At 69.9% G+C, this 12,712-nt stretch carries 14 protein-coding genes; 5 read left to right on the top strand and 9 right to left on the bottom strand.

Annotated features, from left to right (window positions below):
* The first annotated feature begins 63 nt into the window (after positions 1-63).
* Together Pka01_RS02965 and Pka01_RS02960 are read left to right on the top strand one after the other, a co-directional pair.
* Complete coding sequence (locus tag Pka01_RS02965; protein WP_203880993.1) at positions 64-1,215, top strand: glutathione-independent formaldehyde dehydrogenase; 1,152 nt, start codon at positions 64-66, stop codon at positions 1,213-1,215.
* 244 nt (positions 1,216-1,459) lie between these two features.
* Positions 1,460-1,792, top strand: a complete 333-nt coding sequence (locus Pka01_RS02960; protein WP_203880992.1) for an STAS domain-containing protein — start codon at positions 1,460-1,462, stop codon at positions 1,790-1,792.
* A gap of 252 nt (positions 1,793-2,044) precedes the next feature.
* Here the strand turns inward: Pka01_RS02960 and Pka01_RS02955 are convergent, their stop codons facing one another.
* The 3 genes from Pka01_RS02955 to Pka01_RS02945 form a co-directional block, all read right to left on the bottom strand.
* Positions 2,045-2,644: a hypothetical protein gene (locus Pka01_RS02955; protein WP_203880991.1), complete on the bottom strand. Its 600-nt coding sequence runs from the start codon at positions 2,642-2,644 to the stop codon at positions 2,045-2,047.
* 380 nt (positions 2,645-3,024) lie between these two features.
* On the bottom strand, positions 3,025-3,606 hold the full coding sequence (locus Pka01_RS02950) for a maltokinase N-terminal cap-like domain-containing protein (RefSeq protein WP_203880990.1): 582 nt from the start codon (positions 3,604-3,606) through the stop codon (positions 3,025-3,027).
* A 241-nt stretch (positions 3,607-3,847) separates the two neighbouring features.
* Positions 3,848-4,798, bottom strand: coding sequence for a LysR family transcriptional regulator (locus tag Pka01_RS02945; protein ID WP_203880989.1), 951 nt, complete (start codon positions 4,796-4,798; stop codon positions 3,848-3,850).
* 132 nt (positions 4,799-4,930) lie between these two features.
* On the opposite strand from Pka01_RS02945, the gene Pka01_RS02940 reads away from it, so the two are divergent.
* The 3 genes from Pka01_RS02940 to Pka01_RS02930 all read left to right on the top strand — a co-directional run bounded on the left by Pka01_RS02940 (position 4,931) and on the right by Pka01_RS02930 (position 7,214).
* Positions 4,931-5,626: a type 1 glutamine amidotransferase domain-containing protein gene (locus Pka01_RS02940; RefSeq protein ID WP_203880988.1), complete on the top strand. Its 696-nt coding sequence runs from the start codon at positions 4,931-4,933 to the stop codon at positions 5,624-5,626.
* A 61-nt stretch (positions 5,627-5,687) separates the two neighbouring features.
* On the top strand, positions 5,688-6,482 hold the full coding sequence (locus Pka01_RS02935; protein ID WP_203880987.1) for an SDR family NAD(P)-dependent oxidoreductase: 795 nt from the start codon (positions 5,688-5,690) through the stop codon (positions 6,480-6,482).
* 102 nt (positions 6,483-6,584) lie between these two features.
* On the top strand, positions 6,585-7,214 hold the full coding sequence (locus Pka01_RS02930) for a DUF899 domain-containing protein (RefSeq protein ID WP_203880986.1): 630 nt from the start codon (positions 6,585-6,587) through the stop codon (positions 7,212-7,214).
* 109 nt (positions 7,215-7,323) lie between these two features.
* Here the strand turns inward: Pka01_RS02930 and Pka01_RS02925 are convergent, their stop codons facing one another.
* From Pka01_RS02925 to Pka01_RS02900, 6 genes are all read right to left on the bottom strand, one after another.
* A complete protein-coding gene (locus Pka01_RS02925) occupies positions 7,324-8,079 on the bottom strand; it encodes a sporulation protein (protein ID WP_239114690.1) in 756 nt (251 codons plus the stop codon).
* A gap of 136 nt (positions 8,080-8,215) precedes the next feature.
* Positions 8,216-8,638: a hypothetical protein gene (locus Pka01_RS02920; RefSeq protein ID WP_203880984.1), complete on the bottom strand. Its 423-nt coding sequence runs from the start codon at positions 8,636-8,638 to the stop codon at positions 8,216-8,218.
* Positions 8,639-8,845: 207 nt separating this feature from the next.
* Positions 8,846-11,095 carry a heavy metal translocating P-type ATPase gene (locus tag Pka01_RS02915; RefSeq protein WP_203880983.1) on the bottom strand — a complete coding sequence of 750 codons (2,250 nt, stop codon included), beginning with the start codon at positions 11,093-11,095 and terminating at the stop codon, positions 8,846-8,848.
* 26 nt (positions 11,096-11,121) lie between these two features.
* Positions 11,122-12,066: a DUF8832 domain-containing protein gene (locus Pka01_RS02910; RefSeq protein WP_203880982.1), complete on the bottom strand. Its 945-nt coding sequence runs from the start codon at positions 12,064-12,066 to the stop codon at positions 11,122-11,124.
* On the bottom strand, positions 12,063-12,275 hold the full coding sequence (locus Pka01_RS02905) for a heavy-metal-associated domain-containing protein (RefSeq protein WP_203880981.1): 213 nt from the start codon (positions 12,273-12,275) through the stop codon (positions 12,063-12,065). Before Pka01_RS02905 ends, Pka01_RS02910 begins: the two co-directional genes overlap by 4 nt.
* 35 nt (positions 12,276-12,310) lie before the next feature.
* Entirely contained in the window at positions 12,311-12,592 is a 282-nt protein-coding gene (locus tag Pka01_RS02900) for a metal-sensitive transcriptional regulator (RefSeq protein WP_203880980.1), read from the bottom strand.
* Positions 12,593-12,712: the final 120 nt, after the last annotated feature.

The raw sequence follows: 12,712 nt of genomic DNA, 5'->3' as shown, positions 1-12,712 counted from the left end.
CGATCCTCGGCCGATGCCGCCGGAGCGCTCGCCGCACCGGCTTCGCAATCACCGGAGGGAATCATGAAAGCCGTCGTTTACGAGGGACCTCGGCAGGTCAACGTCGAGAGAGTCCCTGACGCGCGCGTCGAACGGCCCACCGACGTCCTGGTCCGCGTCACCACGAGCAACATCTGCGGGTCGGACCTGCACATGTACGAAGGCCGGACCGATTTCGAGGCGGGCCGGGTCCTCGGGCACGAGAACCTCGGCGAGGTGATCGAGATCGGATCGGCCGTCGACCGCGTCCGCGTCGGCGACATGGTCTGCATCCCGTTCAACATCGCATGCGGTTCCTGCGGGAACTGCGAGAAGGGCCTGACGGCCTACTGCCTCACGACCAACCCCGAGCCGGGAATGGCCGGGGCGGCCTACGGCTTCGCGGACCTGGGTCCCTACAGCGGGGGCCAGGCCGAGCTCCTGCGCGTGCCGTACGGCGACTTCAACTGCCTGGTGCTCCCGGAGGACGCCAAGGAGAGGCAGAACGACTACGTGATGCTCTCCGACATCCTGCCGACCGGCTGGCACGCCACCCGGCTCGCCCGCATGGAGGCGGGTGACTCGGTCGTGATCTACGGAGCCGGGCCCGTCGGGCTGATGGCCGCCTATTCCGCCGTGCTCAGGAGCGCGGGCAAGGTGATGATCGTCGACCGTCACCCCGACCGGCTCGCCAAGGCGGAGGAGATCGGCGCGATACCGATCGACGACTCCCAGGTCTCACCGGTCGACCAGGTCATGGAGCTCACCCAGGGCCTGGGCGCCGACTGCGGCTGCGAGTGCGTGGGCTTCCAGGCGCACGATCCGCAGGGGCACGAACACCCCAACATGACGCTCAACGACCTCGTCAGGTCGGTCAAGTTCACCGGGACCATCGGCGTCGTCGGCGTCTTCGTCCCATCCGACCCCGGCAGCCCGGATGATCTCTACAAACTGGGCGAGATCGCCTTCGACTACGGGATGTTCTGGTTCAAGGGTCAGACGATGGGCAACGGCCAGTGCAACGTGAAGAGCTACAACCGGCAGCTCTGCACGCTCATCCACGAGGGCAGGGCCCGGCCGTCCTGGGTCGTCTCGCAGGAGCTGAACCTGGACGAGGCGCCCGACGGCTACGAGCACTTCGACCGCCGGGACCACGGCTGGACCAAGGTCGTCATCCACCCGGGCGAGCTCGGCTGACGCACGGGCCCCGGCCCCATCGCGTGTGGGGCGAGAGTGCCATGCGCGGGAATGGCCGGGACGGGACGCGCGTCCTCGGGAGATGCTCATCCGACCTGATATGTCGAGATTTACCGGGTCTCGGACATATTGCGGGGGTTTGACCTAGTCATCGCTCACGGAGGGCGGCCGATCTGTTAGCAAGGGCATGGGGGGCACTCGCCATGACGGCACATACCCCGGGGCTCGACCTCTGGAGGAGGCGATGGAGGGCCTGAACGTCACCGTAGAACACCAGCCCGCCGTGGTCCGCCCACGGGGCGATCTCGATCTGGCCACCGCGTACCTCCTCGAACGTGCGCTCGACGAAGCTCTGCTCCGGCCGGAGGTCGGGTACCTCGAGGTGGACATGAGCGGCGTGCCCTTCATGGACTGCTCAGGGCTTCGGGCCCTGATCCACGCGAAGGTGCGGCTCAGCAAGGAGGGCGGCACGCTGATCCTGCTGCACGTCACGCCCAGGGTCGAGCGGCTGCTGTCGATCCTTTCCCTCGATCACCGGCTCGACCCGGTTCAGGCGGAGCGCCGGTCGCGCAACTGATGCGGCCCGCCCGCCGGGCCCGGCCGGAGGCGTACGCGGAGTGAGGGGGCGACACCTCTATGACGCGCAACTTCAAGATCCGACCCGTCGGCGGCGCGGCAGGCTGCCTCGCCATGATCGTGTTGTCGATCGTCCTCTCGCTGGTGCTGACCGGGATCGTCAACGTGCTCCTGCGCTGAGCCCGCCCCTCGAATCGGCGAGCATCACCCGATATGACGTGCGCCCGTGGTTGGTTTCAGCCTCGGAACCCGATTAACGCGTGTCGCCGGTTCGTACGGGGGTCAGCAGCCACCGCGCGAAACAGTTCTCTTCGTCCAACAGGGTGTACCAGCGCACCTTGAACGCGAACGTCGTGTACGCCGTCGTCATCAGAAGGCCCGGGTCGCTCTCTCGCGATGGTGGCCCATACACCAGGGGCACGGGGCCTGGCAGGGCAGGCGCCAGCGGTACCGAGTGTGGTCCGTCGCCGTCGCACGCGGCGCTGAAGAAGGCGAGTTCACCGCTGCCGACGACGAGCGGGTCGCCGACTTCATCGTCGGTGTCCGGATAGAGGAGGGCCTCGGTCAGCACACGTGGGTAGTCGGGGCCGGATGCCTGCACTACGGCGATGTCGCCGTCTTCGGCCTGGAAGACCTCCATCCAGCTGTCATCGCCGACGACTCCGTCCGCGCCGACGATGGCTGCCCTGCCGGTTCCGACCGGGATGCTGGTCCCCTCCTGACCGAGATCCACGATGTCGTCGTATTGATCGTCGCTGAACCCACGCCATGCGCCGCGCAGTGAAGCGTCGACAGCGAGAAACGGATCACCGCTCGTCCAGAGTCGGCCAGTATGCACCCACGGTCCTCGCACTGATCCATTGTCGCGCCGCCGCGGACACTCCCTGATTCGCGTCAGGCATCCTTACGCCATGACGTACTGGTTCCGCCCTCGTCCAATGGTGCGATGAAGGCTTCACCTGGGGCGATGCCTCGGACGTGCCAGCGGTGGAACTTCTGGAACGCATGGTCGACCGGAGACGTGCACAGCGACTGAGTTGTAAACGGACTGTACCGACGGTGATCGTCGCCGAGCACTGGCAGAACGAGGCAGGCCACGACCTTGTCGTGTTCCACGAGAGCGGTCCGTACCCGAGGGCCGAGAACTGGTTCGCCTAATGAAGGGGCCGATGCCCGAGGCATGGGTCCGTCCATCTCCCCAGAGGGCTCCTGGGCGCATCGCGCCTCGAGGCCTTACCGCCCAGTGACGGTCGCGAAGACGCCTCGCGCGGCCGTTCCGTCCGGCCAGGTCCAGCCGGCGACGACGCGTCCGGATGAACCCTCAGCGGCCTCCGCCGCCGGCCGCAGGACGCGGTTGACCTGCACGTCGAACTCGTCGTCGGGGGCGACTCCGTGGACGATGACGGTCGGGTCCGGGGTGTCGCTCTTGCTCTGCTGCTGCGGAATCGCCTCACCGCGCAGGAGCGCGTGCAACTGCGCCATCACCACCGGGTCGTGGACACCGTCATATATCCACCGGAGGCCGAGTACGCCATGCTCAGAGGTGCCGATCAGCGGCTCGCCGGGCACATCCTCCAGAGCCGCACCGCGGTAGCTCATCGGCACGAGGTACGCCACCGGGTCCTGCGCGGCGGTGTCCACGACGACCATGAACTCGATCCCGACCTCGCCCTCTGGATCGTCCAGCCGGAACCCACCGGCCCTGACCAGTTCGGGCGTTCCCGTGTCGCCCACATACCAGCTCTGCTTCGGCAGCCACTCGGAGAGCAGCTCCAGCTTGGTGGGCGTCATGGTGGTGTGGTGGATGTAGGCCATGGGGGCTCCCTAACGTCTGGGTCGGGCCTGTCTTCGAACGGGCTGCAAGCAAGTCCAACCCAGTGGTGCGGTGGACCCGACCGCAATTTTGCACTGGTCGGCGGACCGACGGTCACACGCGGGCCTCACAAGCCCCTGTGAAGGCCGGACCCCCGTACAGCAGCCTGGTACGGCAACGCCGCCTCGGTCACACAGGCGGGGCACTCCGGCCGTCACACGTTCCGAAGGCCGGACGGCCGCTTCACCAGGACCGGGCCGCGCGCAACAGATGGTCGCGGACCAGTGCGACGTGATGGCGCTCGGGCGCGCCCGGGCGTTGCGCGAGGTAGCCGGTGTTGATGGGCGGATCCTCAGGGTCGAGCAGCGTCACCAGTTCGCCGGTACCGAGTTCACGGGCACAGAGATACCGGGGGAGCACCGTTACTCCGGCTCCGGCGACGACGGCCGCCAGGACTCCGCGCAGATCGGGGACGACCACCGCTGGTGAACGGGTCAGCCGCGTACGGAAGACGTGACGCCAGTACCGGCGGACGATGGGCAGGTCCTCGGCATAGGCGACCAGCGGGGCGTCGTCCAGGGGGCCTGTGTCACCGGCGACGACGGGGCCGATCCTGTCGGCCCACGCGGGTGCGGCCACCAGGACGAACTCCTCGTCCATGAGCGGCACGGCGACCACGGAACGCCCGCGCGGCCGGATCGCGGACAGGACCAGGTCGAAACGCCCCGCCCGCAGGCCGTCGAGCAGATCGTCGGCCAGGCCGGTGGTGACCCGCAGGCGCAGGCCCAGTTCGACCAGTGGCGCCAGGGCCGGCAGGACCTGGGCGCTCAGCACCTCGGCCGGGCCCCCGAGGTGCACCGGCTCGGAGGGCGCGCCTCCCGGCCGGCCGCGTCCGGCCACCGCCGCCAACTCGTCCAGAGGCCCGGCGACCTGTGCGGACAGTTCGTCGGCCACGGACGTGGCGACCACGCCCCGGGGCAGCCGCTCGAACAACTGGCGATCGAGCTGTGCCTCCAACGCCCGTATCTGACCCGTCACCGTCGGCTGGGACAGGCCCAGCATCGCGCCGGCCGCGGTGAAGGAACCGGCGCGGTACACGGCCAGGAACGTCCGCAGCAGCATCAGGTCCAGCGGCCCGTCGTCCGCCTGTCCGGCCACGACTAGCCCTGAGGTATCGGTCTGCCTATGGCTCATAGTGACAATGCTATTGGTTCTCCTATGGATCGGCGACCTACGATCGGCATCGTTCCCGCTGACGAGAAGCAGAGACTCGTCGGTTCTTCTCTCCTCGCCTCGTGCGAGGGGCTGCGGAAATGAGCACGGAGAATGGCGAAGATTCTTTTTGTGATGACCGGCGCCCGCCACTGGACGCTGGCCGACGGAACCGAGCACCCGACCGGCTACTGGGCCGAGGAGTTCGTCGCTCCCCAGCAGGCGTTCACCGCCGCCGGGCATGAAATCGTCGTGGCCACCCCCGGCGGTGTCGTGCCGCCGGTCGACCAGGCGAGCCTCACCCCCGAGATGGCAGGCGGCCGGGACGTCGTCGCCGCGATGACCGCCGCCCTCCACGCCGCCGCCCAACTCCGGCGTCCGATCACGCTGGAAAGCGCCGACCTGGCCGAATACGCCGCGATCTTCTATCCCGGTGGTCACGGCCCGATGGAGGATCTGGCGGTCGACACCGAGTCGGCCCGCCTTCTCGTCGAGGCCATGGACGCGGGCAAGCCGGTGGGCCTGATGTGCCACGGTCTGGCGGCCCTCCTGGCCACCGAGCTTCCGGACGGGACCTCGCCGTTCACCGGCTACCGGATCACCGGCTTCACCAAGGCGGAGGAGACCCAGACGGGGCTCGCCGAGCGGGCCAGGTGGATCTTGGAAGACCGGCTGGCCGCGCTGGGCACGCGGTTCTCCGCGGGCGAGCCGTGGGCACCCCACGTGGTCGTCGACCGCAACGTCCACACCGGGCAGAACCCCGCCTCCTCCGCCCCGCTGGCCGCGGAACTGCTCAAGGCGCTGAGCTGAGCCGACGGCGCGAAGCCACGCCCGGGGCGTGGAACGAAACCCTCATCGAAAGGTCGAAGACATGGCAACGATTCTCATCACGGGCGCGTCGGACGGCCTGGGCCGTGCGTCGGCGGAGGACCTCGCCGCCGCGGGCCGGCACCGGCTGCTGCTCCACGGACGGGACGCCCGGCGGCTCGCGGAGGTCGCGGACGCGACCGGCGGCGAGACGTTCACGGCGGACTTCTCGTCCCTCGCGGACGTCCGGCGGCTCGCGGCGCAGATCGCCGAATCGCACGACCGGCTGGACGTACTCGTCAACAACGCCGGGATCGGATTCCACAAGGACGGAGTCTCACGGGAGACGTCGGCCGACGGCCATGAACTGCGCCTGGCGGTCAACTACCTCGCACCCGTGTTGCTGACCCGGGAACTGCTCCCGCTGCTGCGCCGGTCGGCGCCCTCCCGGATCGTCAACGTCGCCTCGATCGGCCAGGCCCCGATCGACTTCGACGACCCGCAACTGGAGCGCGGATACACCGACGTGGCCGCGTACTGCCGATCCAAGCTCGCCCTCATCGCCCACACCTTCGACCTCGCCGAGGAGCTCGCCGGAAGCGGCGTAACGGTGAACAGCGTCCATCCCGCGACGTACATGCCGACCGCGATGTCGAGCAGGTCCGGGATGGAGGTCGTCGACTCCCTGGAGCAGGGGGTGGCGGCCACCCGGCGCCTGGTCGACGATCCGGAGACGGCCGAGATCACCGGCCGCTACTTCGAGGGCGAGAAGGAGGCGCGCGCCGCCGAGGAGGCCTACGATCCGGACCACCGCCGTCGCCTCGGGGAGCTGACGCGGCAGTTGCTCGCGGTCGTCTGATCTCCGGTCGCAGCCGGCCGTGGGGCGGGGGAGACCCGTGCGGCGTGCGGCCCTCGGAGCGGACGGCCTGATTTTGTCGGTGCCCGCGGAGACAATCGCCGCATGGAGAAGCCACCGATCGTATCGGCCGAAGAGTGGCAGCTGGCCCGTGACGAGCTGCTCAAGGCCGAGAAGGAAGTCACGCGCGCTCAGGACGCGCTCGCGGCGCGGCGGCGCCGCCTCCCGATGGTCACGTTCGACAGCGGGTACGTGTTCGACACCCCGGCGGGCGCCAGGACGCTCCTGGACCTGTTCGAGGGCCGGGGACAGCTGGTCGTCTACCAGTTCATGGACATCGGGCCCGACCACTACTGCCCGGGCTGCACCAAGTTCACGGACAACATCCCCGTGACCGCGCCGGCCGCGCTGGCCGACAGCGGGGTCACCTGGGTGAACGTGTCGAACATGCCGCTCGCCCAGATCGAGGCGTACAAGGCACGGCGGGGCTGGACGATTCCGTTCGTCTCGTCGCACGGGACGTCGTTCGCGGAGGACTGCGGCGCGGGCGGCGGCTTCATGCTCAGCGTGTTCCTCCGCGACGGCGAGGACGTCCACCGGACGTACGGCACCACCTCGCGCGGCGTGGACCGGCTCGTCTTCACGCACAGCATCCTCGACCTGACCCCCTACGGCAGGCAGGAGGACTGGGAGGACTCCCCGTCCGGCTGGCCGCAACATCCCACGTACGGATAGCGGCCCGCCTGCATGGGACGGCGTGGCCGGGGGAGCCGGCCGGTTCCGATGGCAACCGGGCGGCTCCGCTGGATCCAGCCGGTTTCCCTTTCGAAACCGGCCGGTTTCGTCAGAACCAGCCGCGGTTGCGGGCCATGGCGGCCAGACCGTCGCGCAACGACTGTTCCACCGCTCCCGGGTGATTGCCGTAGCGCACCTGGAAACGGTTGTAGACGTCGTGGCTCGAGGTGAGGAAGCCGCCCCGCGTGTCGGCCTCGAGGATCACGTCCATCGAGTGCGGCCCGGCGATGAACGTCAGCTCGAGCTGGTTGAAGTGGCGGCGCCATTCCGGGCCGGCGTGGTACTCGATCTCCTGGTAGAAGGGCATCGACGAGCCGCGCAGCGTGCCCTTCTCCAGGTCGGCGCGGCTGAAGTGGAAGCCCATCCGGTCGAGTGCGGCGAGCAGGTGTCCCTGCTCGGGCAGCGGCTCGACGTGCAGCGGATCGAGGTCGCCCTTGTCGAGGGCCCCCGCGAGCGCGAGCTCGGTGGCGACCCCGAGGCGCATCCCGCGGAGCGGGTGCCCACCGATCGCGCTGACGGGCGTCTCCCACGGAACGGGGATCGAGAACGGCAGGGTGCGGGCCTCGCCCGCCTTGAGCTCGAACGGCCCGCTGACGCGGGACCTCAGGAAGGTGTAGGTGACGTGGTGCTCGCTGTCACCATGCTCGACCTCCACCACCGCGGTGAAGTCGACGGTGATCTCGTCGACCTTGTGGTCGGAGGAGCCCCCCTGGAAACGCACCTCGCCCTGGAGAAGCCCGCCCGGGCGTACCCGCGGCGTGCTCAGGACCGTGTCCACCTCGACGCCGGCCCCTAATGCGGCCATCAACTTCCGGAACACCATTCACCCCTCACTCGGCTTGTCCGCGGTCAACGGACGGCGCCGCGCTCGGGTTCCTGCTCCCTCCCCTGGGGGCGGTTCTCCTCCTCCGGATGAGCACTCCTCGGTGCGGACGCGGGGCCTACGGCGTCTCCACGGGCCGGTGCTCAACCCGGCATTTCGACACTCCGGAATCCGCGCGCTCGCACACGATGAAGGGCGCGGTTTCATGCGCGGCCCCGGTTTCCTGCGCGGCCCTGGTTTCCTGCGCGGCCCCGGTTTCCTGCGCGGCCCCGGTTTCGCCGCCGTCACGCGCCGCGGCGCCGCCCGCTCGGGACCGCCACGGCATGGTGGCCGTGCCCTCAAGCAGCGCCTCGATCGTCTGGATCTCCGTGTTCCGGGGCTCGGGGTGATGTTCGTATCCCGCGCTGCCCAGCGCCAGGGCCACGGCCAGGCCGAGCAGGTTGATCTCGCTCGGTCGATCGGGGACGTCGGCGTCATCGGTGGGCTGGAGGCGTATGCCCTCACCCGGTGTTTCGATGATCCGCGCCGTGTACATGCGCATGAGTCAGGCCTTCCTGTCGTCGGAAACCGCCCCGGCGGCATCGGACGTCAGGCCGCGGGACGAGTTCCGGGCTGCCGTCGCTTCCCGGCGCCCCGACGATTATCGCGTCTGCCTGACCAGGAATCGGGCACACGGGCGGAAAGTTCTCGATGAACGATCGGTGGGGTGACGGGGCCTCTGAAGTCACTCCGGAGGCCCCGGACCCGATCACCGGAACCGGCGCAGCCGGAGGCTGTTGCTCACCACGAAGACGCTGGACAACGCCATCGCCGCACCGGCGATCATGGGATTGAGCAGCCCGAGCGCGGCCAACGGCAGGGCGGCCACGTTGTAGGCGAACGCCCAGAACAGGTTGCCCCTGATCGTGCGCAGCGTCCGGCGCGACAGCCGGATCGCGTCGGCCGCCACCCGCAGGTCGCCGCGGACCAGCGTCAGGTCGGCGGCCTCGATGGCCACGTCGGTGCCGGTGCCCATGGCCAGGCCGAGGTCGGCCTGGGCGAGCGCGGCCGCGTCGTTGACGCCGTCGCCGACCATGGCCACGACCTTGCCCTCGGCCTGTAGAGCCCTGACGACGTCGGCCTTGCCTGCCGGCAGCACCTCCGCGACGACCTCGGTGACGCTGACCTCGGCGGCGACGGACCGCGCGACGGTCTCGTTGTCACCCGTCAGCAGCACCGGAGTCAGCCCCAGCGCGCGCAACCGGGAGACGGCCTCGGCCGAGGTGGGCTTGACGACGTCGGCGACCGAGAGGACCGCGCGCGCCTTGCCGTCCCAGCCGACGGCGACGGCCGTACGGCCGGCGTCCTGCGCCGCGTGCAGCGCCCGTTCCAGGTCGTCGGAAAGATGTTGCGACCACTCGGCGAGCAGTCGCGGCCGCCCGGCGAGCACGGCGTGGCCGTCCACCACGCCCTGCACGCCCAGGCCCTCGACGTTGGCGAACTCCTCGGGTGCGGGCAGGGCGCCGACCCGCTCGGCGGCGCCTCGTGCGATCGCCTGGGCGATCGGGTGCTCGGAGGCGTTCTCCAGGGCCCCGGCCAGGCGCAGCACCTCGTCGGGGTCCTCGCCGGCGGCGGTGACGACGTCGACCAGGGTCATCCTGCCCTCGGTGACGGTGCCCGTCTTGTCCAGGACGACGGTGTCGATCCTGCGAGTGGACTCCAGCACCTCCGGACCCTTGATGAGGATGCCGAGCTGGGCCCCTCTGCCGGTGCCGACCAGCAGGGCGGTCGGAGTGGCCAGCCCGAGCGCGCACGGGCAGGCGATGATCAGCACGGCCACCGCGGCGCTGAAGGCCGCCCCGGCGCCCGAACCCGTGCCGAGCCAGAAGCCCAGGGTGCCGACCGCCAGCGCGATCACGGCCGGCACGAAGACCGCAGAGATCCGGTCCGCGAGGCGCTGCACCCGGGCCTTGCCGGTCTGGGCCTCCTCCACGAGCCTGGCCATCTGGGCGAGCCGGGTGTCTGAGCCCACTCTGGTGGCGCGGACCACCAGCCGGCCGCCCGCGTTGACGGTCGCGCCGGTCACGGTGTCGCCCGGTCCGACCTCGACGGGCACGGACTCACCGGTCAGCATGCTCGCGTCGACGGCCGATGAGCCCTCCTCGACCACGCCGTCGGTGGCGATCTTCTCGCCCGGCCGTACGACGAAGAGGTCGGCCACGGCCAGCCGGTCGACGGGTATGCGCTCTTCGGCTCCGTCGCGGAGCACGGCGACGTCCTTGGCCCCCATCTCCAGCAGAGCCCGCAACGCGGCGCCCGCGCGGCGCTTGGACCGGGTCTCGAAGTAACGGCCCGCCAGGAGGAACGCCGTCACGCCCGCGGCCGCCTCCAGGTAGATGTCGCCCGTGCCGTCGCCGCGCGCGATGGTGAGGTCGAACCCGTGGGTCATGCCGGGGGTGCCGGCCGTACCGAGGAAGAGCGCCCACAGCGACCAGCCGAACGCGGCGATCGTGCCCAGCGACACGAGCGTGTCCATGGTGGCGGCGCCGTGCCGAAGATTCGTCCACGCGGCCTTGTGGAAGGGCAGTCCCGCGTAGACCACGATCGGCGCCGCGAGCGTCAGCGAGAGCCACTGCCAGTACGTGAACTGCAACGCCGGCACCATCGCGAGCGCGATCACGGGGACGGCCAGGACCACCGAGGTGATCAGCCGGGTCCGCAGCGGCCGGAGTTCGTCCGGCTCCTCTCCCGTGGCGCCGGGCGCCGCCCCGGCCGGCTCGGGCAGCCTGGCGGTGTATCCGGCCTTCTCGACCTCGGCGACGAGCAGCACCGGGTCGAGATCCCGGGGGAAGGTCACCTTGGCCTTCTCCGTCGCGTAGTTGACCGACGCGGTCACGCCGTCGAGCTTGTTGAGCTTGCGCTCGATCCTGGCGGCGCAGGACGCGCAGGTCATGCCGCCGATCGACAGTTCGACCGCGTCACCGGCTGCCGGTGGTCTTTCGTGTGTGGTGGGGGTCATCGTCACTCCTTTCCGCGTCCCGGGCGTCAGTGGCCGCCGTGCTCGTGATCGGGCTCGGCCGGGGTCGTGCCTGCAGGGGTCGTGCCTGCCGGCGGCGGGACGGCTCGGAGGGTGAAGGCTGCGGTGTGAACGGTTCCCCCGTGCTGGAAGTCGAGGAACAGCCGGTAGTCGCCGCGGCTCGGCACCTCGGCCTCGAAGACGATCGCCGGCCCGGGGCGGGTCGTCCCGTCCCCCGGCGCGCCGTTCGGGTGCACGTGCAGGTACGCCAGGTCGCCCGCGCGCAGCGCCACCAGATGACCATAGGCGCCCAGGTAGGGCTCCAGGTCGGTGACGGGAGCGCCGTCCCTGCTGACCGTCAGCGTGAGCCTGCTGGACGTGCCCGGCGTCAGCTCGCCGTCGAGCTTCACGGTGTATCCGTCGGCTTCGGCCGTACGGACGGCGGGGGGCAACGGCTGCGGGGTGTGGTCGCCCGGGGCGAACAGGTCGGTGCCGAGGGTGAGCCCCTGGCCGCCTTCCGGGACGAAGTCGGCGAAGGCGCGATAGGTCCCGGCCCGGGGGAGGGTCAGGGGGACCGACCAGACTCCGCCGCCGGCCTCCGTGGGATGGAGGTGCTGGAATCCGCCCAGGTCGCGGTTGACCACGATGAAGTGCAGCTTCTTCTCATGGGCGACCTGATAGCGGGTCACCGGCCTGCCGTCGGGTCCGGTCACTGTGAACCGGAACGTGGCGGGCTCACCGGGGGTGAACGTCGTCGTCTCCGGCGTGAACGTGTAGCCGTCCTGGGACACCTGCAGGCCCGCCGGGACGACCTGCGCGGCCGGACGGGCCGGTAAGGAGGGAGCGTGGGCGGCGTGGCCGTCACCGGCCGGCGACGGGCCGACCGCGCCCACGGCGCCGCCCACCCCGAGGGCCGCGCTGAAGATCACCACGAGGCCGAGCCCGTACGCGCCCAGCTTGGCGGGGGCGTTCACGACGGATCCGCCACTTCGTATCCGGCTTCGACGACGGCGTTCCTGATCAGCGCCGCGTCGACGGGAGCGTCGCTCTCCACTGTCACCAGGCCCGTGCCGAGGTCGACCCGGACGCCGGAGACCCCGGGAATCCCCCCGACCTCCTCCGTGACAGATGAGACACAGTGGCCGCAGGTCATGCCGTTGACGGTGTAGGTCGCGGTGGTCATATGACTACTCCTGCTCTGGATCCGAATGCTGTCGATCAGGAACGGACAAGGCGGGCGATGGCGTCGGAGGCTTCTTTGACCTTGGCGTCGGCCTCGGCGCCTCCCTTGGCGACGGCGTCGGCGACGCAGTGCGCCAGATGCTCTTCGAGCAACTCCAGCGCGAAGGCCTGCAGCGCCCTGTTGGCGGCCGACACCTGGGTGAGGACGTCGATGCAGTACTTGTCCTCTTCGACCATCCGCTCCAGGCCGCGGACCTGACCCTCGATGCGGCGCAGCCGCCTGAGGTGGTCGTCCTTACTGTGTGTGTATCCGGCCATTTCTCCACCCGGGAATCGGTTCGTCCCTTGGGGAACACCTTACCCCCCTAGGGTATTCCGGCAAGCGGTCGGATCTACCGGGAGAAGCCGCGGGGTTGCTCAGAAGGGCCCCACCTGGGC

This window comes from Planotetraspora kaengkrachanensis, assembly GCF_016862895.1.
In the GTDB taxonomy this organism is placed as follows: Bacteria; Actinomycetota; Actinomycetes; order Streptosporangiales; family Streptosporangiaceae; genus Planotetraspora; species Planotetraspora kaengkrachanensis.
This window is presented reverse-complemented; position numbering and strand designations above follow the sequence as displayed.